The 19,921-nt window shown below is 61.7% G+C and carries 19 protein-coding genes and 1 pseudogene; 9 read left to right on the top strand and 11 right to left on the bottom strand.

The window, feature by feature from the left end; translation table 11 throughout:
* The first annotated feature begins 706 nt into the window (after positions 1 to 706).
* The 3 genes and pseudogenes from NKI18_RS21100 to NKI18_RS21090 form a co-directional block, all read left to right on the top strand.
* Positions 707 to 1,393, top strand: a complete 687-nt coding sequence (locus NKI18_RS21100; RefSeq protein ID WP_023679590.1) for a response regulator — start codon at positions 707 to 709, stop codon at positions 1,391 to 1,393.
* Positions 1,394 to 1,818: 425 nt separating this feature from the next.
* Positions 1,819 to 2,253 (top strand): DDE-type integrase/transposase/recombinase, encoded by a 435-nt coding sequence (locus tag NKI18_RS21095; RefSeq protein WP_352572603.1) that lies wholly within the window; start codon positions 1,819 to 1,821, stop codon positions 2,251 to 2,253.
* Positions 2,254 to 2,425: 172 nt separating this feature from the next.
* Positions 2,426 to 2,584, top strand: a pseudogene (locus NKI18_RS21090) (ATP-binding protein); the annotation flags it as partial.
* 868 nt (positions 2,585 to 3,452) lie between these two features.
* Here NKI18_RS21090 and groL read toward each other — a convergent pair.
* The 11 genes from groL to NKI18_RS21030 all read right to left on the bottom strand — a co-directional run bounded on the left by groL (position 3,453) and on the right by NKI18_RS21030 (position 15,422).
* Entirely contained in the window at positions 3,453 to 5,108 is a 1,656-nt protein-coding gene (gene groL, locus NKI18_RS21080; protein ID WP_353020361.1) for a chaperonin GroEL, read from the bottom strand.
* 63 nt (positions 5,109 to 5,171) lie between these two features.
* Positions 5,172 to 5,468 (bottom strand): co-chaperone GroES, encoded by a 297-nt coding sequence (gene groES, locus NKI18_RS21075; RefSeq protein ID WP_019863563.1) that lies wholly within the window; start codon positions 5,466 to 5,468, stop codon positions 5,172 to 5,174.
* 430 nt (positions 5,469 to 5,898) lie between these two features.
* On the bottom strand, positions 5,899 to 6,882 hold the full coding sequence (gene bioZ / locus NKI18_RS21070; protein ID WP_352802071.1) for a 3-oxopimeloyl-[acyl-carrier-protein] synthase BioZ: 984 nt from the start codon (positions 6,880 to 6,882) through the stop codon (positions 5,899 to 5,901).
* Entirely contained in the window at positions 6,879 to 8,144 is a 1,266-nt protein-coding gene (locus NKI18_RS21065; RefSeq protein ID WP_352480285.1) for an adenosylmethionine--8-amino-7-oxononanoate transaminase, read from the bottom strand. Before NKI18_RS21065 ends, bioZ begins: the two co-directional genes overlap by 4 nt.
* Positions 8,144 to 8,779 carry a dethiobiotin synthase gene (gene bioD, locus NKI18_RS21060; protein WP_023673640.1) on the bottom strand — a complete coding sequence of 212 codons (636 nt, stop codon included), beginning with the start codon at positions 8,777 to 8,779 and terminating at the stop codon, positions 8,144 to 8,146. Before bioD ends, NKI18_RS21065 begins: the two co-directional genes overlap by 1 nt.
* Positions 8,776 to 9,930: an 8-amino-7-oxononanoate synthase gene (locus NKI18_RS21055; protein ID WP_352480283.1), complete on the bottom strand. Its 1,155-nt coding sequence runs from the start codon at positions 9,928 to 9,930 to the stop codon at positions 8,776 to 8,778. Before NKI18_RS21055 ends, bioD begins: the two co-directional genes overlap by 4 nt.
* Positions 9,927 to 10,925, bottom strand: a complete 999-nt coding sequence (gene bioB / locus NKI18_RS21050) for a biotin synthase BioB (RefSeq protein WP_353020419.1) — start codon at positions 10,923 to 10,925, stop codon at positions 9,927 to 9,929. Before bioB ends, NKI18_RS21055 begins: the two co-directional genes overlap by 4 nt.
* Positions 10,926 to 11,020: 95 nt before the next feature.
* On the bottom strand, positions 11,021 to 11,875 hold the full coding sequence (gene nadC / locus NKI18_RS21045; RefSeq protein WP_352469119.1) for a carboxylating nicotinate-nucleotide diphosphorylase: 855 nt from the start codon (positions 11,873 to 11,875) through the stop codon (positions 11,021 to 11,023).
* On the bottom strand, positions 11,875 to 13,416 hold the full coding sequence (locus tag NKI18_RS21040; RefSeq protein WP_353020360.1) for an L-aspartate oxidase: 1,542 nt from the start codon (positions 13,414 to 13,416) through the stop codon (positions 11,875 to 11,877). The genes nadC and NKI18_RS21040 overlap by 1 nt, the downstream gene beginning before the upstream one ends.
* Complete coding sequence (nadA, locus tag NKI18_RS21035; RefSeq protein ID WP_352480282.1) at positions 13,413 to 14,387, bottom strand: quinolinate synthase NadA; 975 nt, start codon at positions 14,385 to 14,387, stop codon at positions 13,413 to 13,415. Before nadA ends, NKI18_RS21040 begins: the two co-directional genes overlap by 4 nt.
* A 66-nt stretch (positions 14,388 to 14,453) precedes the next feature.
* Positions 14,454 to 15,422, bottom strand: a complete 969-nt coding sequence (locus NKI18_RS21030) for an NUDIX hydrolase (RefSeq protein ID WP_352480292.1) — start codon at positions 15,420 to 15,422, stop codon at positions 14,454 to 14,456.
* Positions 15,423 to 15,595: 173 nt separating this feature from the next.
* Here NKI18_RS21030 and panB point away from each other — a divergent pair, with 173 nt between their 5' ends.
* From panB to NKI18_RS21000, 6 genes are all read left to right on the top strand, one after another.
* Positions 15,596 to 16,456 (top strand): 3-methyl-2-oxobutanoate hydroxymethyltransferase, encoded by an 861-nt coding sequence (gene panB, locus NKI18_RS21025; RefSeq protein ID WP_353020359.1) that lies wholly within the window; start codon positions 15,596 to 15,598, stop codon positions 16,454 to 16,456.
* Entirely contained in the window at positions 16,453 to 17,313 is an 861-nt protein-coding gene (gene panC / locus NKI18_RS21020; RefSeq protein ID WP_352480280.1) for a pantoate--beta-alanine ligase, read from the top strand. Before panB ends, panC begins: the two co-directional genes overlap by 4 nt.
* A 94-nt stretch (positions 17,314 to 17,407) precedes the next feature.
* Positions 17,408 to 18,133 (top strand): LuxR family transcriptional regulator, encoded by a 726-nt coding sequence (locus NKI18_RS21015; protein ID WP_352480279.1) that lies wholly within the window; start codon positions 17,408 to 17,410, stop codon positions 18,131 to 18,133.
* 93 nt (positions 18,134 to 18,226) lie between these two features.
* Positions 18,227 to 18,877: an acyl-homoserine-lactone synthase gene (locus NKI18_RS21010; RefSeq protein WP_352480278.1), complete on the top strand. Its 651-nt coding sequence runs from the start codon at positions 18,227 to 18,229 to the stop codon at positions 18,875 to 18,877.
* Positions 18,874 to 19,248, top strand: a complete 375-nt coding sequence (locus NKI18_RS21005) for a transcriptional regulator domain-containing protein (RefSeq protein WP_352480277.1) — start codon at positions 18,874 to 18,876, stop codon at positions 19,246 to 19,248. The genes NKI18_RS21010 and NKI18_RS21005 overlap by 4 nt, the downstream gene beginning before the upstream one ends.
* 58 nt (positions 19,249 to 19,306) lie before the next feature.
* Positions 19,307 to 19,717: a DUF2285 domain-containing protein gene (locus NKI18_RS21000; RefSeq protein WP_084641649.1), complete on the top strand. Its 411-nt coding sequence runs from the start codon at positions 19,307 to 19,309 to the stop codon at positions 19,715 to 19,717.
* The last annotated feature ends 204 nt before the right edge of the window (positions 19,718 to 19,921 follow it).

The following is a 19,921-nucleotide window of genomic DNA, read 5'->3' as shown; positions in this document are numbered from 1 at the left end:
TCGGGGATCGGTAAGTCGTTTGTGATACGATGGCGTAATTTGTTCAGATTGAACGTCCACTTTGATTTGAGGGAGGTGGATAATGGGAGGAGGACTGGGCGTAGACCTTCGGTCACAAGTCTGAAGTCTTCGGGCGCCCTGTCGGCGCGGCAAGTTGCGGCACGATTCGACTGGGTGTATCGAGCGCGTCCGCTGAATTGCGCGGGCGACGCTCACCGAGCTGGTGCCGATGCCTGCTTCAAAAGCGGCATCGACACCCGGCAGGTCGTACCCTTGATTTACCTAGCCGCGCTCAATGAGTGTCTTCAAAGCCGCCGAACGTGGTTCGGAATGACCGGTGGTAAATCGGGAAGTGCCCTATAGGGAATCCTCCTGGTATTGCCTCCAGGGGGTCCTCTCAATGAACAAAGCCGCAACCTGCCCTTGCGACCTCAGCTGGAGTTTGCGACGCAACCCATAGGAGGATCGATGCGCAGAGAAATCGCAGGCAGAGTCGGTGGCATTGTGGGCTGGCCGACCGACGGTTTCAGCCCGTCAACAGGTCTTCACGTGTTCCATCCCCGACTATTGCAGGCGTGCGGCTTGCATGCTCCCGCGATCACCCATCGGAAAGAGCGTTACGAACACTACGAAGAGTTGCGCGACTTCCGCTGTCGCCCCGGTCTTACAGCGGACGGTGACCTGTCCGACCTTGATAGGACGTGAAATGCGAACGCTGCTCATTGATCATCATGTGGATCTTACGCGCGCTGTGCGAGTTGCGCTCGGGGATAGCGGTTTTGCCGTTGATGTAGTTGGCAACCTGGAACAGGCGTCGAGGGCATTTTGTTGCGCAACCTATGAAATTCTCCTGCTGGAGTTGGCTCTGCCAGATGGCGATGGCTTGGGCTGGCTGAGACAGCTAAGGAGCAACGGGCATTCAGTTCCAACCCTCATTATGAGTAGCATCAACGATCTCGAGAAGCGGATTGCAATTTTCAACGGTGGCGCGGACGACTTTCTGCTCAAGCCCGTCTCTTTCGATGAGCTCATCGCCAGAATGAGAGCCATTCTGCGCCGGTCGACACAGGTGACCGACCCCATCGTTGTATTTGGCAATCTCAATTTCGATCCGATCGGCCGACAGGTTTCCGTCTCGGGTCATCCTCTGAAGATCGCACGCCGCGAACTATGTATTTTAGAGCATCTGCTTATCCGTGCAGGCCGCATCGTGCCTCGTGCGCAGTTGGAAGATCACCTCTATTCGTTCAACGACGAGGTATCTGCCAACGCGCTTGAAGTCGGAATCTATCGCTTACGTGGACACCTGAGTAGGTCAGGTGCAACGCCACGTATCACGACCATGCGCGGCATTGGTTACATTCTTGAATTGACTGAGGCGGCATCCGCATAGTTGGTCTAAATTGAAAGAACAGACTGCCTGCCCGTCGTCAGGTTGAGCTTGTGGCCATAATGGACATCGCGGCCGCCCTTGACGATGGTGTCGGCATGCGGTTCGAACGGCTCTGTCGCAAACCTTTTTGTAAGCGAGCATGGCAAGAAAAACGCCTCAGCTGTGGAGGAGCACGTGATGTTCAAGGGCCGCCATTTCGACCAGTCGGTGATCCTGCTGTGCGTGCGCTGGTACCTGGCCTACACTCTGAGCCTGCGCGATCTGGAAGAGATGATGGCCGAACGCGTTGAAGGTCGACCACTCCACTGTGCATCGCTGGGTTGCCCACTTCTCGCCGCAGCTGCTGGAGCGCTTCAACCGGCGCAAGCGTGTGGTCGGCAGCAAGTGGCATTGGACGAGACGTACATCAAGGTCCGCGGCCATGGATGTATCTCTACCGCGCTATCGACATCCTCGGCGATACGGTCGAGTTCTTCTTTAGCGAAAACCGTAACCTGGTGGCGGCCCAACGCTTCCTCCGCAAGGCGCTGACGCGCCATGGCCGGCCGGAGCGCATCGTCATCGACGGCAGCCAGACCAATTACGAAGCAATCCTTTCCTGCGACGCTGAAAGCCGGCTGCGGCAGCGATCGCGGCGACCGCTGAAGCCGATCCGCTCCGCAATAGCCGGCATCTCAACAATCGGATCGAACAGGATCACCGGCGTATCAAGCCGCATTCGATCCATGCTCGGCTTCAAGTCGCATGCGAACGACGTGGTTATCCTCTCCGGCATCGAGATGATCCACATGATGGGCAAGCGACAGGCGAGGTATGCCTACAAGTCTGTCGATCGCTGTTTCGATCTCCTCGCTGCCTGACGGACAGGCCGAAATGGCCGTTCACAACCCCATTTCCAGGTTTGCGACAGAGCCTTTTGTCGGCGTTGCCGGCTTCGAAGGGCCGGTGCGCGCCGAGCGGATCAAGATCACCCCCGGCCACCTTGCTGCGGCCACTCGCCGAGTACGAAGCGGTGGCCGGAGGGAGCTGGTGATGACGACCCTAGATCATGACCTGCTGATCGCAATCCTGGATCGGCTGAAGTTGACGGCGATCCGCGACCAGCTCGACACGCTCATGTCGAGCAAGATCGCGCAGTTCCCGTTTGTCCGCGAACTCGACGGCTTCGGCTTCGACGCGCAGCCATCGGTCTGCTTCAGCCAAACGTATTCATAGGTATGGGACAGGCTGCTATGTCCGCCACCCACGCCTGCTCCGAGGCCCTCCAGGGCAATGGTCTGAGACCTGGGCTCAAGCCCTTCGGCGAGGAGGATGAGACGCCGCTGGAGCTCGGGTGCAAGCGCTGCCACGCCCGCTCCGAGGCCCCACAAGGCCGAAGCGCAGTCGTCGGGGTCACGAGGCCCCTCGGCCACGACGACGAGACGCTGCTGGAGCCCGGTTGCAAGGGCTGCCACAGATGGCCTGAACCTGAATCCGCCTTTCTTGAGGCGTTGCGATTATCATCGCGGCGACACGCAGCTCTTGATTTGTGTGCGAAATCCTCAGCAGATCCATCGGGCTGAGCCGCTCAGCAATATCAACGAGAATGTCCAGCGGCAGATCAAGGATACTCAGAGGAGGAAACGCTTGATCTTGAGGCTCAGAGCGCGTCTGCTCCACTATAGAACAGGATGATTCACCGGGTCCTTCAACGCCAGCCGCCGGTTCCGATGAGAGAATTGTCCCTGATATCACGCTCGATGGAGTTAAATGCCGAGATGGGCGCCTTGCCACGCTCCTCAATGCCCCTCATGATTCACCGCCTATAGCTACCAACTGAATGAAGCATCGTGATTGTCGCGCAGCGGAATCCTCAAGGATCGGGCAGTTCGTAGGGGGCGCCGGTTTGACCAGGTTGAGCCCGCGAATTGCTCGATCGGACAAGATCCTAATTCTCGACCATGCGGTGAGGCTCGAACGAGATCCTCGGGACGCACTCCAAGGTTTCGATCATGTTCGGCACACAAGGAAAGGGCGGCATTGCTGCCGCCCTGTCCGCTGTAAGTTGATAGGGGCTGGATTAAAAATCCATACCGCCCATGCCGCCCATACCGCCGCCGCCCATGCCGCCAGGCATGCCGCCGCCAGCTGACTCCTTCTTCGGAGCCTCCGCGATCATGGCTTCGGTGGTGACGAGCAGGCCGGCGACCGAGGCCGCGTCCTGGAGGGCAGTGCGCACGACCTTGACCGGATCGACGATACCCATGGCGATCATGTCGCCATATTCGCCGGTCTGGGCGTTGTAGCCGTAGGTCGCGCCCTTGTTGTCGAGGATCTTGCCGGCAACGATCGAAGCTTCCGCACCTGCGTTCGAAGCGATCTGACGGGCCGGAGCCTGCAGTGCACGACGAACGATGTTGATGCCGGCAGCCTGGTCGGCATTGACGCCGGTGACCTTGATGTTGGCCGAAGCGCGCAGCAGTGCGACGCCGCCGCCTGCAACGATGCCTTCTTCCACGGCCGCGCGGGTCGCGTTGAGGGCGTCGTCGACGCGGTCCTTCTTTTCCTTGACTTCGACTTCCGTCGCGCCGCCGACGCGGATCACCGCGACGCCGCCCGCGAGCTTCGCCAGACGTTCCTGCAGCTTCTCCTTGTCGTAGTCCGACGTGGTCTCTTCGATCTGCTGCTTGATCTGGGCAACGCGGCCCTGGATCTCGTCCTTCTTGCCGGCGCCGTCGACAATGGTGGTGTTCTCCTTGGAGATCGACACCTTCTTGGCGCGGCCGAGCATGTTGAGGCCGACATTCTCGAGCTTGATGCCGAGGTCTTCCGAAATGACCTGGCCACCGGTGAGGATGGCGATGTCTTCCAGCATGGCCTTGCGGCGATCACCGAAGCCCGGCGCCTTGACGGCGGCGATCTTCAGGCCACCGCGCAGCTTGTTGACGACCAGCGTGGCCAGAGCCTCGCCTTCGACGTCTTCCGAGATGATGAGCAGCGGCTTGGAGGTCTGCACGACGGCTTCGAGAACCGGCAGCATCGCCTGGAGGTTGGACAGCTTCTTCTCGTGCAGGAGGATGTAGACGTCCTCGAGCTCGGCAACCATCTTGTCGGCGTTGGTGACGAAGTAGGGCGAGAGATAGCCGCGGTCGAACTGCATGCCTTCGACGACTTCCAGCTCGGTCTCGGCGGTCTTGGCCTCCTCGACGGTAATGACGCCCTCATTGCCGACCTTCTGCATCGCTTCAGCGATCATCGAGCCGACCGAAGCATCGCCATTGCCGGCGATCGTGCCGACCTGGGCAACTTCCTCGGAGGTCTTGATCTTCTTGGCAGCGTTGCCGAGAGCCGCGACGACGTCGGCGACGGCGAGGTCGATGCCGCGCTTGAGGTCCATCGGGTTCATGCCGGCGGCAACCGACTTGTGGCCTTCCTGGACGATCGACTGTGCCAGAACGGTCGCGGTGGTGGTGCCGTCGCCGGCGATGTCGTTGGTCTTCGAAGCAACTTCGCGGACCATCTGCGCGCCCATGTTTTCGAACTTGTCCTCAAGCTCGATTTCCTTGGCGACGGTGACGCCGTCCTTGGTGATGCGCGGTGCGCCGAACGACTTGTCGATGACGACGTTGCGGCCCTTGGGACCGAGGGTCACCTTCACCGCGTCGGCGAGGATGTTGATGCCGTGAAGCATGCGCTCGCGGGCGTCGCGGGAGAATTTTACGTCTTTGGCAGCCATTTTTTAGCTCCTGGCAGGGGCTTGCGATCAAGCCCGAAATTCAGTTGACGGTGAGGCCGATAATCAGCCGATGATGCCCATAATGTCGGATTCCTTCATGATCAGAAGGTCTTCGCCATTGAGCTTGACTTCGGTGCCCGACCACTTGCCGAACAGGATGCGGTCGCCGGCCTTGACGTCCAGCGGGACCAGCTTGCCGGCTTCGTCGCGAGCGCCGGAGCCGACGGCGATGATCTCGCCTTCCTGCGGCTTTTCCTTCGCCGTATCCGGGATGATGATCCCGCCGGCGGTCTTGGATTCGGATTCGACCCGGCGTACGACCACGCGGTCATGCAGCGGCCGGAAATTCGACTTTGCCATTTTTGGATTTCCTTGGTGCGGATGTTGAACGGTGCTCCGTTGCCGGAGCATGCCTAGCACTCAGCCGAAGCGAGTGCTAACGCGGCAATGAGATAAGCCGCAGGCTCCTGCTAGTCAAGACGGAAGAGCAAAGAGCAAAGAGAAAAGAGAAGACAGCAAAGAGCAGCCAGCAAAGAGCGTGTAAGCATCGAGCCTTTTATGTGAACAATGTCGGGTATCCGACATATATGGGGCGGCTCACCCTTTGTAATTGAGCTTTATTCAGATGGTACGATTGGTGCAACGGGTGTTGCATTTGAACTCATCCAGAGGCTCGCACGGGTCGTGCTGCGTCAGCTTGGTCATGTCGAGCTTCAGAAGGCCATTTTGGCATTGGTTCTGTTGCTCCTATTGCCATTCATGACCAATCCTGCGCGCGTGAGCCGGCCGGCTAGATTCCAACCACGAGAGCGCCGCCGCTGAGACCCGCACCCGCCGCCGCCAGAAGGATTTTCTCTCCTGGCTGGAATGGCTTCATCTGGTTGGCGAGCGAGAGCGACAGCGGGACCGTCGCGGCCGAAGAGTTGCCGTATTCGGCAATCGTCTTGACAATTGCTTGGTCCGCAATGCCGAGGTTTCTTCCGACCGCGCCGAAAATCCGAGTATTGGCCTGATGCGGCACAAACCGGCCGACATTGTGTGGCCGCACTCCCGCAGTGGCTAGCGCGGTTGTCGAGCAATCGGTCATCATCTCGACGGCCTTTGCGAACACTTCGGGCCCGTCGGTCATCGTCATCCGGGTCTGCCCGAGGTCGAGGTCGCCATGGAACGGCGTGTTGCTTCCTCCTGCGGGAATCTGGATCAGCCCGTAGCGCGAGCCGTCCGAAGCCACCGAGGCACCGAGAATGCCCCGATCAGCATCATCGCACTGACCGATCACCAGGGCGCCGGCGGCATCGGCGAACAAGACTGAGCTCGCGCGCTCGGCTGGATTGATGCGGCGGCTGAGGATGTTGGCGGCGATGACCAGCGCTGGTTTGCCATGCAGGCGGGTGAACCCGTCCGCAAACATGAGCGCATAGATGAAGCCGGCGCAGGCGCCGGTCAGATCGACCGCGCCTGCGCGGCCAAGGCCAAGCTTGTGTGCGACCAGCGGCGCGCTTGGCGGCAGAAGATGGTCGGGCGTCGAGGTGGCAAGCAACAGCAGACCGATGTCGTGGCGCGCAATACCGGCGTTCGCCAAAGCCATGTCGCCGGCTTGCGTGGCCAAGCCAGACAGCGTGTCTTCGTCCGTTGCCCAGAAGCGCGAACGGATTCCGGTACGCCTTTCGATCCAGCCCGGCTCGAGGCCGAGATTGCTCTCGATCTCGGCATTGGCCACCTTGCGCCCAGGCACGTGATGGCCAAGTCCGAGAATGCGCGACGACTTGCTCATGGCCTGGACCCGAAGCGTTCCCCGGCCTCCTCGATGGCGTCATAGAGTCGTTCGAGCTCGTCGCCTGCGATGCAATAGGGTGGCAGAAGGTAGAGGACATTGCCGAGCGGGCGCACAAGCAGTCCGCGCTCGAGGAAGAAAGCGCGCAGCTTCGGACCAATCTCGGCGAGATAACCTGCGGAACCGGTTCGCAGGTCGAGCGCCGCGATCGTTCCCGTGGCTCGACAGTCGGCAAAATATGGATTGTCCCGAAAGCGTCTAAGCCCGACGGCCTGCATCACGCTCAAGGCCGTGATCCGCCCGGCCACTGGCTCGTCGCGCCAGATCTCGACATTGGCGAGTGCTGCCGCACAGGCAATCGGATTGGCGGTGTAGGAGCTCGAATGGAAAAACGTCTTCTTCCGGTCCTCGGAATAGTGCGCCCGGAAGATGGCATCGGTGACAAGCGTTACGGCCAGCGGGATGGTGCCGCCGGTCAAGCCTTTGGAGGTGCACAGGATATCTGGAGAAATCGATGCCTGCTCGCAGGCGAACATGGTTCCGGTGCGTCCCCAGCCGGTCATCACCTCGTCGGCGATCAGCAGCGAGCCGGAGGCCTCAGTGATCTTCTTCAATTCGGCCAGAACCGATGCTGGATACATCAGCATGCCGCCGGCGCCCAGCACCAGCGGCTCGACGATCAAGGCTGCGGCTCGTCGATCGCGGGTCACAGCCTCGAAACGATCCAGCGTCTCCTGCTCGTGCCCCGCGGCCGGAAAGGGGATGATGTCGACCTCGAACAGCAAGGGTTCGTAGGCGGCGTTGAACACGCCACGCGCACCGACGCTCATCGTTCCAATCGTGTCACCATGATAGCTGTGCTCCATGACGACGATGCGCGAGCGCGGCGCGCCGATGTTGCGGAAATAACCGAGCGCCATCTTCAGCGCGACTTCGACTGAGGTCGAGCCACTGTCGGAATAGAACACCCAGTCGAGTCCAGCGGGAGCGAGGCCGACAAGCGCTTTGGCCAAGCGCTCTGCCGGCTCGTGCGTGAAGCCCGCAAAGATAATCTGGTCGAGGCTCGACGCGGTTGTCTCGATTGCCTTCATGATGCGGGGATGGCGGTGGCCATGTGTGACGACCCACCAGGAGGAGATGGCGTCCAGGATGCGGGCGCCGTCGGCCCTGTGGAGATAGGCGCCCTCAGTCAGGACGATTTCTGGGATCGCAGGCTCGAGCGCGTGCTGGGTGAAGGGATGCCACACATGAGACTGCGACATCAGTCACCTCCAGTAATCGAGGCGAAGGCGAAGCCGGCAACCATTGCGTCCCTCAGTGTTTTGCCCGTCAGCACATCGAGGTGCGGCAGCCTGCCGAGCTGCGGCGCACCGCTGAATTCCACGATGGTCCGTTGCGTATCGGCCATCTCATCGCCGATGAAAGCGATGCCCGCCAACGGGATGGAGCGGGCGCGGAGCGCCTCGACCGATAGCAAGGTGTGGTTGATGGTGCCGAGTGTGGTGCGGGCGCACAGAATAACGGGCAGCCGCCATTCAGCGAAGATGTCGATTAACCTTGTGCGCCGGTTGAGCGGCACCATTAGGCCGCCGGAGCCTTCGATGACGAGCGGCGTCGGTAGGACGGGAAAAGCAAGATCGGCAGCCTTGATCGCCACGCCGTCGATCTCGGCCGAACGATGCGGCGACAGCGGGCTTCGCAAGCGGTAGGCTTCCGGCAGCACGCGCTCTGAGGGCAAGCCGGCAAGCCGCGCGACAACCTCGCTGTCGGTCTCGCCGTCGAGGCCCGATTGCACCGGTTTCCAGTAAAAGCCGTCCAGCAAACCGGCGAGCCCAGCCGCAAACACGGTCTTGCCAACTCCGGTATCCGTTCCGGTGATGACGATGCGTTGGGTCATATCGCCTCCGGTGATGTTTGGGCCAACACCTCGACCAGCGCCTCGACCATGGCGGAAATGTCGGCTTCGCCGATATTGAGCGTCAGTGAGATGCGCAGCCGCGACGTGCCCTCGGGCACGGTCGGCGGACGAATGCCGCGTATGTCGAAGCCGCGGGCCTGCAGTGCCGCCGCCACCGCCATTGCGCGGCTGACGTCGCCGATGACAACTGGCTGGATCTGCGAGCCGCTGGGCTTTACGCCGCAGCGCTCGACCAACTGGCGGCTCGCGAAAGCGACCCGCTCATGCAGCTGAATACGGCGCATGGGCTCGTCGGCGAGCATTGCGAGCGCTTCGCGCGCCGCGACCGCCATCAGCGGCGATGGCGCAGTAGCGTAGATGAATGGCCGGCATCGGTTGACGAGATAGTCGCACAGCGTTCGCGGCGCTGTGACCAGCGCGCCGGAAGCGCCGAGCGCCTTGCCGCATGTATGGAGCGCTATGATGTTGTCCCGGCCCTCGAAAGCGGCGGCAAGGCCGCGGCCATCCGGTCCCCAGACACCGGTGGCATGCGCCTCGTCGACGACGAGGAACGTCTCGTGCCGATCGGCAAGCGCGACGAGGCTCTCCATCGGCGCGCGGTCGCCATCCATGCTGTAAAGGCTTTCGACCGCGATCCAGACGCGCCCCATGCCGCCTTCGGCGCGCCAGCGGGTGATGACATCCTCGACAGCGTCGACGTCGTTGTGCCCGGCCAGCCTGGCCTCGGCGCGCCCGGCCTGTGCACCCTCACGCATGCTGGCATGGGCAAGTTCGTCGAGGATCAGCAGGTCACCCTTCTGCGGCAGGGCGGTCAGCAGAGCGAAATTGGCTATGTAGCCGCTGCCGAAGAACAGCGCGCGCTCGGTCCCGAAGAATGCCGCCGCGTCTGCCTCCAATTCCTCATGCTCCGGCGCGTTGCCACGCAACAGCCGCGACCCGGTGGCGCCAACCGACGTGCCCCGCGCGATCGCCGCCGCAACCGATTCGCCAAGTCTTTTGGAGGCGGCAAGCCCGAGATAGTCGTTCGACGAGAAGTCGAGGCCGGCGCGCGGCTTCAGCGTCCGCAGCCGGTCCTTGCGCGCCAGTCCCTGCAAGGTCGCCTCATAGCGGGCAAGCGGTGCCCCGTTCATTGCGCCTCGAGTTCCATCGGCTCGATGCCGAGGCGCCGGAACAGCAGGGTATCCTTGTCCTCGCCGGGATTGTCCGCCGTCAGCAGCGTGTCCCCGACGAAAATCGAATTGGCACCGGCAAAAAAGCACAGCGCCTGCATCTCGTCGGTCATGGCGGTGCGGCCGGCCGAAAGTCGGATATGCGATTTCGGCATCATGATGCGCGCCAGCGCGATCACGCGCACGAATTCGATCGGCTCGATCGGCTTGGCGTGCGCAAGCGGGGTGCCGGCGATCGGAATCAGCATGTTGATCGGAACGCTTTGCGGATGTTCCGGCAGATTGGCCAGCGTCACCAGCATGTCGATCCGGTCCACCGGCTCCTCGCCCATGCCGACAATGCCGCCGCAGCAGACCTTGATGCCGGATTGGCGAACGTGCTCGAGCGTCTCGAGCCGGTCGGCAAAGCTGCGCGTGCTGATGATCTCGCTATAGTAGCGTTCCGACGTATCGATGTTGTGGTTGTAGTAGTCGAGACCAGCCTGCTTCATTCGAGCGGCCTGCTCAAGATCGAGCATGCCGAGCGTCATACAGGTCTCCATGCCCAGCGCCTTGACGCCTTCGACCATCGCCACGACCGCATCCATGTCGCGCGCCTTGGGGTTTCGCCAGGCCGCGCCCATGCAATAGCGGGTTGCGCCGGCGTCACGCGCTTTCTTCGCCTCGACGATGACGCGCCTGACCTCCATCAGCTTCGACGCCTTCAGGCCGGTCTCGTGATGCGCCGACTGGCTACAATAGCCGCAATCCTCCGGGCATCTGCCCGTCTTGATGCTGAGCAGCCGGCTGAGCTGGACCTTGTTGGGATCGAAATTCTGGCGGTGCACGGTTTGCGCGAGGAAGAGGAGATTGTTGAAGGGGGCATCGTGAAGTGCCCGAGCCTTCTCCAGGGTCCACGCTCCAGGGTCAGGGGATTGAGCCTGTGGCGATGTCTGCGTTGGACTCGCTGTTTGCATGTCCATGCTGTTCCTCCGGTTCTGCCTTGCTTTGCTGTCTGATTGATGACGATCGGAAAGGACAGTTGATTCGATCCTGTTCGTTCCTCAGGCGATCATGAGCCCCAATAGTCGAGGCCGATATCCAGGATCGGCGCGCTGTGGGTCAGTCGGCCGACTGAAATCAGATCAACGCCGGTCGCGGCAATCGCTCGCGCTGTATCGGATGCGATCCCGCCAGAAGCCTCGGTGATAGCACGGCCGCCAACGATTGCGACGGCGCGGCGAAGATCGGCGAGGGACATGTTGTCGAGCAGAACCGCATCGGGAGCGAAGCCAAGTACCTCCTCCAACTGGGCCAGCGTATCGACCTCGACCTCGATCTTGACGAGATGACCGGCCCGTCTTCGTGCTCGCTCGAGCGCCGGGCGAACGCCGCCTGCGATGGCGATGTGGTTGTCCTTGATCAGAATTGCGTCGTCGAGGCCGAAGCGGTGATTGGATCCGCCACCTGCGCGCACCGCATACTTTTCGACTGCCCGCAATCCGGGCGTCGTCTTGCGCGTGCAGACGATCTTCGCGCCATATCCACGAACCGCAGCGACGATCGATGCCGTTGCTGTAGCGATGCCGCTCAGATGGCACAAAAAATTGAGTGCCGTCCGTTCGGCTGTGAGAATGGCCCGGGCAGGGCCAACCACTGATGCAATGACCTCTCCATCCATGACATTGGAGCCGTCTGCCCGCTCCACCGAGATTTCGATATCAGGATCAATCAAGCGGAAAGCGAGCATCGCCAGATCGAGGCCGGCGACAACTCCGGACTGGCGCGCCGCCAGCACGGTTCCCGCTTGGCGTTCCTTCGGGACGATGGCCTCCGTGGTCAAGTCGCCGGCTCTGCCAAGGTCTTCAAGAAGAGCTGCCCTTACAAGCGGCTCAAGCATGACCGTGGGAAGCGGTGAGAGCGTCATCACTTTGCCCCTTCGAGGCTTGGCGAGTGTCCGAGTTCCCGCGCAGCGGCCAAGGCGGCTTCGAGGGTGATTTCGGACCGTCGGGCGACAGTCGCATGATGAGGAAAGTCTGTCCGGTAATGAGCGCCGCGGCTTTCTTCGCGCAACAGGGCGGCAACCGCGATCATCAGCCCGGCAGCCGCCGGATCCGAGGCCGCGTCCTTGCTATCGGCGAGCGGCAATAAGGCACGTGCGGCTGCTTTTAAACCTTCACCATCCCGGACGATGCCGAGTGCGCGCGACAGGAAAACACGCACCGGAATCGGAGCGGGCGATGGGTAAACGTCCGCAAACGCAGGCTTTGTTCTGCGAGCAGGCGTTCCGGCAACACTTTCAGCGACCCAGCGCGCGCACACGACGGCCTCGGTCAAGGAATTGCTGGCGAGCCTGTTGGCGCCATGCAGTCCTGTCGAAGCGACTTCGCCGCAGGCCCACAGCCCCTTGACGGACGTCCTACCGGAGCAGTCCACGGCAACGCCACCCATGTGGTAGTGTTGGGCCGGACGAATGGGGATGAGATCGCGCGCGGGATTGATGCCGGCTCCACGACAGGCTGATGCGATTGTCGGGAAGTGTCGAGCAAATTCCGGGCCAGGCCGTTGCCGCGCGTCGAGAAAAACACGGTGGCCGTTGGCAAGATGGTTCCAGACGGCGCGCGCCAAGACATCACGAGGCGCAAGTTCCGCCCCTGGCACGCTCTGGAGAAAAGCCTGGCCGGTTTCGTCGATCAGGGCAGCACCTTCGCCGCGGACGGCCTCGCTGATCAGCACCATAGGGCGTTCCGGGCCGTCAAGCGCGGTCGGGTGGAACTGGATGAACTCGAGGTCGGCAAGGACAGCTCCAGCGCGGGCCGCAAGCGCCAGGCCCTGTCCGCAACTGCCCCAAGGATTGGTGGTGTCGAGAAACAGTCCCCCGATCCCACCGGTGGCGAGGACGACCCGCCGTGAGCCGAAGAAGACAGGTCCTGTCGAGCCGCTCGCCCAGACGCCTCGGATCGCATTCTCTCGCACCGCCAGCCGGCGCGCTTCCACGCCCTCCACGACAACAATCGACGGAGTGGAACGCACAGCCGCGATCAGGGCACGCATGATCTCACGCCCGGTGCCGTCACCATGCGCATGAACGATGCGACGTCGGCTGTGTGCGGCCTCCAATCCGAGGCACAGTGAACCTTTCGGCGTACGGTCGAAAGGAACCCCAAAGCCCGCAAGCCCCTCTATCGCCTTGGGCGCGGCTTGGAGGATGCGGCTCGCCACGTCTGTGTCGCAGAGACCCTCCCCGGCGGCAAGTGTATCGGCCAGGTGCAGTGCTGGATCGTCGTCTTCGCCGAAACTTGCAGCCAGACCACCCTGTGCCCAGGTGCTCGAATTGTCAGCTCCCAGCAGCGTCCTGGACAGAAGAAGCACCGGCTCCGGCGCCAGTTGAAGCGCGGTCATCAGTCCGGCGATGCCGCCGCCGACGATGATGGGCCGCCCGAAGAAGCTGCGGATATCGGCGCTCAAATTGCCAGCATCCGTTCGACCGCAAGCCGCGCGCGCCCGGCGATCCCGGGTTCGATGGTTATGACATGGTGGTTCTGCTCGAGCGCCATGCGGATGTTGGCAAGCGTGATCCGCTTCATGTGCGGGCACAAATTGCAGGGCCGGATGAACTCGACCTCTGGGTGCGCTAACGCGACGTTGTCGCTCATCGAACATTCCGTCATCAGCACGACACGTGCCGGCCTTTGCCTTTCGACATAGTCGGACATGGCAGCGGTCGAGCCGGAAAAATCTGCTTCAGCCACGACGTCGGGCGGGCATTCGGGATGCGCGAGCACGATCACGCCGGGATGGCTTTCGCGCAACTCGCGGATGTCGGCCGGTGTAAAGCGCTCATGCACCTCGCAATGCCCTTTCCAGGCGATGATCTGCACATCGGTCTGGGCGGCGATATTCTGGGCCAGATATTCGTCCGGCAACATGATCACCTGGGGAACGCCAAGGGATTGGACGACCGCCTTGGCGTTGCCGGATGTACAGCAGATATCCGACTCGGCTTTCACTTCGGCCGACGTGTTGACATAAGTGATGATCGGCACGCCGGGATAACGCTGGCGCATCAAGCGCACGTCTTCTGCCGTGATCGATTCCGCCAACGAACAGCCTGCCCGCAGGTCGGGAATGAGCACCGTCTTTTGCGGATTGAGCAGCTTGGCCGTTTCGGCCATGAAATGTACGCCGGCCAGCACGATGACTTGCGCCTCAATCGTCGCAGCCTTGCGGGCCAGTGCCAAACTGTCGCCGACGATGTCGGCCACGCAATGGAAGATCTCGGGCGTCTGATAGTTGTGCGCCAGGATGATGGCGTTGCGCTCGCGCTTCAATGCAAGGATCGCCTCGATATCCTCGACGAAAGCCGGCCATTCGATCGGCGGGATCACTCGTCGGACGCGCTCGTAGAGAAACGCGGCCGTCGGCAGCATGGCGCTCATCGACCCCTCCAGCTTATACTCTAGTTGAAAATAACCAGCATATACTTGCTGTGAGTATAAGGGATGTCAACCCCGCGCCAGCGGCAATTTTGTCCCGGCGATGACCCTCTCGTCGAGAGCGGCGTGGCGGAACCGGTAAAGCTTCGCTGGCCGGCCGCCGGTCTCCGTGGTGGCCTCTCCGGTCTCTTCGACCAGCTCCTGCTGCTCGATCAGGCGGCGAAAGTTCGGCTTGTGGATGAGCCTGCCGGCGAGCGCCTCCACGGTTCGCTGCAGCTGCAAAAGCGTGAAGACCGGCGGCATCAGCTCAAAGACGACCGGCCGGTATTTGATCTTGGAGCGCAGCCGCGCAATGCCGGTCGCCACGATGCGGCGATGATCGGCGACCATAGACTTGCTGGGCACCAGCGGAGGCGGCGTCGCGTCCCGTCCGCTTCCGGCCTCTTGGACCAGGCCTGCTTCGTAGACCAACTCATAGCGTTGAAGCGTGAGTTCCTCGTTCCAAAAGCGGTCGTCGAAGCCGAAGGCTATCGTCGCCCGCTGCCAGCGTTCACGTCGCGCGGCCGCGTCGCTGACGCCGTCTGCCCATTCAATCAGGCGCGGTCGCAGAACGTCCAGCACGACCGGAGGCGTGCCCGAGCGGTGGTCCTCCCATGGAAAATATTCATACCAACTCTGCCAGCCGCACTTGGGCGAGCCAGCTGCCTGTTCCTTGCGGGTCAATGCGAGATAGCTGATGGAGATGACGCGCTGCTGGCGCTCGGCGCCGATGCGATCCCGATCGGCGAAGGTGTAGAGTTGCTCAATATACCCCAGCGGATGGCCGGTCTGCTGCTCGACCCACCCCCTCAAACCGGATTGCAGCGATCGGTGCTCAAGCGCAAATGGTCCGGAGGGCAGGGTGTCCGCCTGGCCGATGGTGAGGACACAGGGTTCACCGTCGTTTACGGCGACGACAAAGGCGATCAGGTCCACTTTGACTTCGTCGGCCTTGACGGCAGCTCTGTCTTTCCTGGGTCCTTTTGCCTGATCGTCCATGTTCGCGAAAGTGGTTGGCCAGCTCGGGGGCGCCTGAATCGATTTAACTGTAAGCGCGCCTGTCAGCACGTCAACACCGCAAAGCTGCACGGCCATTTTTAGCTCTTCGCACTTGCACAAAAATGTGGCAAACGCGACACCCGCGGTTGGTAACGTTGGGGAAGGAGGTTCCATTGAGTGCGTTTGGTGACACCAAGGCGATCACACCGCCGGATATTCGTTCGCGTAAAGGTGGGACGCCGCTCGTCTGCCTTACCGCCTACACGACGCCAGTCGCCCGGCTCGTCGATCCCCATTGCGATGTGGTGCTGGTCGGCGACAGCGTCGGCATGGTTCTCCACGGCCTGCCCTCCACGCTCGGTGTGACGCTGGAGATGATAATCACGCACGGCCAGGCCGTGCGCCGTGGCCTCGAGCAGGCGCTGATGGTCGTCGACTTGCCGTTCGGTTCCTTCGAGGAAAGCCCCGAGCAGGCTTTCCGCAATGCCGCGCGCGTCATGGCCGAGACCGGCTGCGGGGCCGTCAAGCTCGAAGGCGGCGAAACGATGGCAGAGACGATCGGCTTCCTCGCCGCGCGCGGCGTGCCGGTCATGGCCCATGTCGGCTTGACGCCGCAGGCGATCAACACCATCGGTGGCTACCGCGTGCAGGGCAGAGGCGGGGATGCCGAGCGCATCAGGCGCGACGCGCTTGCGGTGAGCGAAGCGGGCGCCTTTGCGGTCGTGCTGGAGAAGGTTCCCGAGGCGCTCGCCCGCCGGATTACCGGGGAGGTGGCGACCCCGACCATTGGCATCGGTGCCTCGGCAGCCTGTGACGGCCAGATTCTCGTCGTCGACGACATGCTGGGCCTCTTCGGCGACTTCCGGCCCAAATTCGTCAAGCGCTACGCTGAACTGGGGGAGGCCGCTGCGGCTGCGATCGCGGCCTATGCGCGGGAAGTGAAGGAGCGCCAGTTTCCGGCCGCCGAGCACGTGTTTGCCGATGCGCCCAAGCCCGCCGACGCGGACGCCACCAAGAGCGGAGAAGCAGCGTGAGCGTGCCGATTGTCAGGAGCGTTGCCCAGCTTCGCCAAATCGTCGCCGCATGGCGCCGCGAGGGCGTGAGGATTGCCGTCGTGCCAACGATGGGCGTCCTGCATGAGGGCCATCTCAGCCTGGTGCGCGCGGCACTCGTGAAGGCCGACCGGGTGATCGTGACGCTCTTCGTCAACCCGAAGCAATTCAACAGCCAGGCCGATCTCGCCGCGTATCCGAGCACTGAGGACGAGGATGCCGCCAAGCTGGCACCGCTTGGCGCGCACCTGCTTTATGCGCCGGATGCAGAGGAGATGTATCCGGCGGCCTTCGCCACGACCGTTTCGGTCTCCGGTGTCAGCGAGGGTCTGTGCGGTGCCTTCCGGCCGGGACATTTCGATGGCGTGGCGACCGTCGTCTCCAAGCTCTTCCTGCAGACCAGCGCTGACTTCGGCTTCTTTGGCGAAAAGGACTTTCAGCAGCTTCAGCTAGTCAGGCGTATGGCCCGGGACCTGGATATTCCAATCACCATTGTTCCTTGTCCGACAATCCGCGAAGCCGACGGTCTTGCACTATCATCGCGCAATGTCCGGCTCTCGCCAGCAGAGCGTGCTGTTGCCCCCGAGCTACCATCGGTCTTGCTCGAGACGGCTGAGCGGCTTGCCCGCGGCTCGCCCGTCCTGCCAACGCTTGCCGAAGCGCGCGCAGCAATTCTGGCTGCAGGCTATCGCGAGGTCGAATACCTAGAACTTCGCGACGAGGCAGATCTGCGACCGATGACAAGCCTTGACCAACCGGCACGCTTGCTTGTCGCGGCCTGGCTCGGCGGCACACGTCTCATAGACAACGTCAGAATATCACGGGTTTCACCAGATTAACGGGGTCCTCGGCACGCCCTGTATCCGTCCGGGATTGTTTAAAACAAGGTCTCTGCCTGGCATCGAGCGATCACGGAGGTTACGCAAAGCTCAAATGCATCGCGTGTTTGAGAACTTCGTCGAGCAACTGTCTGCAAGTGTTGATGCTGCCGATCTCCGTGAGGCAATGGCATCCGCTGCAGCCGGCTTCGATTTTCCGCTATTCGCCTATTTCACTTACCCGTCGGCCTCCGGCGACGCCCCGCAATTGATCTCAAACTATCCATCATCCTGGACATCACGTTATCTGCAACAGCGGTACCACAGTCTTGATCCGGTCATCCTGCGCGGGCTGCAAGGCTGGGATACCTTCGATTGGGGTGTGGATCGCGCTCGGCACTGTCTGCCGAATTCGCAGCAACAAATTCTGGAGAGTGCGGCTGAGTTTGGCATCCGCGGCGGCCTGACGATATCCATGCATGATCATTGCGGCCGGTTTGCTGCCCTGACCTTTGCTTCCGACGAGTCCCGCCCGCCTCTGTTGCGGTCACTGACACGTTACGAAAAAGCATTGCAGCTGGTGGCCATCAACTTTCATATCCATGTCCGGCGCAGGCTCGCCGACGATCGCGTGGTGGATGGTGTAACGCTCACCCCGCGGGAGTTCGAGTGCCTGAAATGGGCGGCGCGCGGCAAGTCGGCTTGGGTTATCAGCCAGCTTCTCGGCGTCTCAAAGCGCACCGTGACCTTTCATCTGGAAAACGCCAAGGCAAAGCTTGGCGTTCGAACGATCAACCAGGCCGTTGCACGATTGGTTGCCTCCGGCCAGGCGAGATCCTGATTCTTCTGCCACGATAGCTGTAAACCTCTACAGGCTGCATCGTTGCCAGCTTTGCCCTTCGATGGCGGGAACACATCCCGCACGGAGGCGACCATGATGCAGCTGATAACACCAGACCTTTACAACGAGTTCGCAAGCGAGCTCAAAGAGATGCACGGGCTCAGGTTTCGGGTGTTCAAGGAAAGGCTCGATTGGGAAGTTGATACCGAAGACCAGATGGAAACAGACCCGTTTGATGGTCTGAAGCCTGTCTATCTGCTCCTCAGGGGATCCGACTGGCGAATTCGCGGTTGCGTGCGTCTTTTGCCCAGCACCGGACCCACAATGTTGCGCGACACGTTCCCGGTGCTGCTGGGTGCTGACGTCATGCCCTCGACTGCCGACATATGGGAGAGCAGTCGTTTCGCGCTCGATCTCCCTCCGTCGGCGCCCAAGGCAGCGGGCGGGCTGGCCCAGGCAACCTACGAGCTCTTCGCGGGCATGATCGAGTTCGGCTTGGCCAAGGATCTGACCCGGATAGTAACGGTGACGGATACGCGCATGGAACGGATCCTTCGCCTCGCGACGTGGCCATTGTCGCGCATCGGACAACCCAAGTCCGTCGGCAAAACGGAGGCGGTGGCCGGGTTTCTCGAGATTTCCCGCGCGAGCCTTTTGCGCATCCGCAGCAGGGGACGTCTGAGCGGACCGGTACTGTGGCAACCGGTTCTAGGCCCGTCGGCATTGTGGACACCTGAGCCGTGAAGGATGCTGGTCTGCCCAAGGAAGCGACGGTCGGTCTTGAATGCTGGCCGGACTGGCGTCGTCACGAAGCTTACCACTACGCCAGACGATTGCCGCGCACTGCCTGGGCCTGGGAGTTTCTTCGGCGCAATCCACAATTCCAGCGCGACCACGCCAAAATGGCACCGTCCGCCTGCATTGTCGGAGCCCAGGCCGACATGAAGATAATCGAGTTGACGACAGGATCATCTTTCCTAAGACAATGGAGCCTCCTTTTTCGCGGACGCGCCACAGTCGGACGCTACGTCGGCAAGGGTTTTTTGGGATCCGCGCGACTGCGCCCGTATCCTACGAGCGGCCGCGGAGCCGGTTGGGCTCGACCGCGATTTTGAACCGCTTGATCTTTCTTCGCTCTCATGCTGCAAGGACATCCTGCTGACACCTGCCGGCGTGCAGCACGTGCTGCTGAGGGAGGACTGCCGGAGTCTGCAGATCGCCCTTTCCGGTGCATCCGTTCTCCGCCCGTTGCGGCTATATGTCGACGCGATCGTGCAGCCGCAGCACCTGAAGTTCCATGTCGCTGCCCTTCAGTTCCTGAACGACATCAATGGTTGCGGCCGCCTGGCAGCTGCTTGCTTTCCGCCGGAGCCCCGCGGAGCGCGTCTGCGTCTCGTGCTCCAGGCTTTGGATGGCTCGCTTGCGGGAGCATCTCATCAGGAGATCGCCATTGCCCTGTTCGGGAGACGCCGTGTCGAAGAAGATTGGTCTCATCCAGGTAGCCATCTTCGCGATCAGGTGCGTCGCGCCATCCAACGTGGCCGCTACCTGATGGGCGGCGGCTATAGACAATTCCTGATGTAATTCCGCTGACAGCTTAGTGATTGTCTTATTCGAAAACGCGCAGGCATCAATCTCCATTTCTCACTGCTATTGTGCCTTATACAAAACGTGACACGCGCCTAGCTAGGGTCAGGACCCATTAATTTGTTGAGTTGATCTCTGTTGGGTGATTCAAGGTGGCAGGAGGTGCCGCCTTGAGTGATTTGCTGATGTTGACGCCGGAGC

The organism is Mesorhizobium sp. M0800 (genome assembly GCF_040320095.1).
Lineage (GTDB): Bacteria > Pseudomonadota > Alphaproteobacteria > Rhizobiales > Rhizobiaceae > Mesorhizobium.
The sequence above is the reverse complement of the archived record's forward strand: the minus strand, read 5'-3'. Positions and strand labels throughout refer to the sequence as shown.

Coding starts and splice junctions, on each gene's coding strand:
- NKI18_RS21100 (WP_023679590.1), top strand. CDS start 707: ATGCGAACGCTGCTCATTGATCATCATGTGGATCTTACGCGCGCTGTG.
- NKI18_RS21095 (WP_352572603.1), top strand. CDS start 1,819: ATGTATCTCTACCGCGCTATCGACATCCTCGGCGATACGGTCGAGTTC.
- groL (WP_353020361.1), bottom strand. CDS start 5,108: ATGGCTGCCAAAGACGTAAAATTCTCCCGCGACGCCCGCGAGCGCATG.
- groES (WP_019863563.1), bottom strand. CDS start 5,468: ATGGCAAAGTCGAATTTCCGGCCGCTGCATGACCGCGTGGTCGTACGC.
- bioZ (WP_352802071.1), bottom strand. CDS start 6,882: ATGAGCAAGTCGTCGCGCATTCTCGGACTTGGCCATCACGTGCCTGGG.
- NKI18_RS21065 (WP_352480285.1), bottom strand. CDS start 8,144: ATGTCGCAGTCTCATGTGTGGCATCCCTTCACCCAGCACGCGCTCGAG.
- bioD (WP_023673640.1), bottom strand. CDS start 8,779: ATGACCCAACGCATCGTCATCACCGGAACGGATACCGGAGTTGGCAAG.
- NKI18_RS21055 (WP_352480283.1), bottom strand. CDS start 9,930: ATGAACGGGGCACCGCTTGCCCGCTATGAGGCGACCTTGCAGGGACTG.
- bioB (WP_353020419.1), bottom strand. CDS start 10,925: ATGCAAACAGCGAGTCCAACGCAGACATCGCCACAGGCTCAATCCCCT.
- nadC (WP_352469119.1), bottom strand. CDS start 11,875: ATGACGCTCTCACCGCTTCCCACGGTCATGCTTGAGCCGCTTGTAAGG.
- nadA (WP_352480282.1), bottom strand. CDS start 14,387: ATGAGCGCCATGCTGCCGACGGCCGCGTTTCTCTACGAGCGCGTCCGA.
- NKI18_RS21030 (WP_352480292.1), bottom strand. CDS start 15,422: ATGGACGATCAGGCAAAAGGACCCAGGAAAGACAGAGCTGCCGTCAAG.
- NKI18_RS21015 (WP_352480279.1), top strand. CDS start 17,408: ATGCATCGCGTGTTTGAGAACTTCGTCGAGCAACTGTCTGCAAGTGTT.
- NKI18_RS21010 (WP_352480278.1), top strand. CDS start 18,227: ATGATGCAGCTGATAACACCAGACCTTTACAACGAGTTCGCAAGCGAG.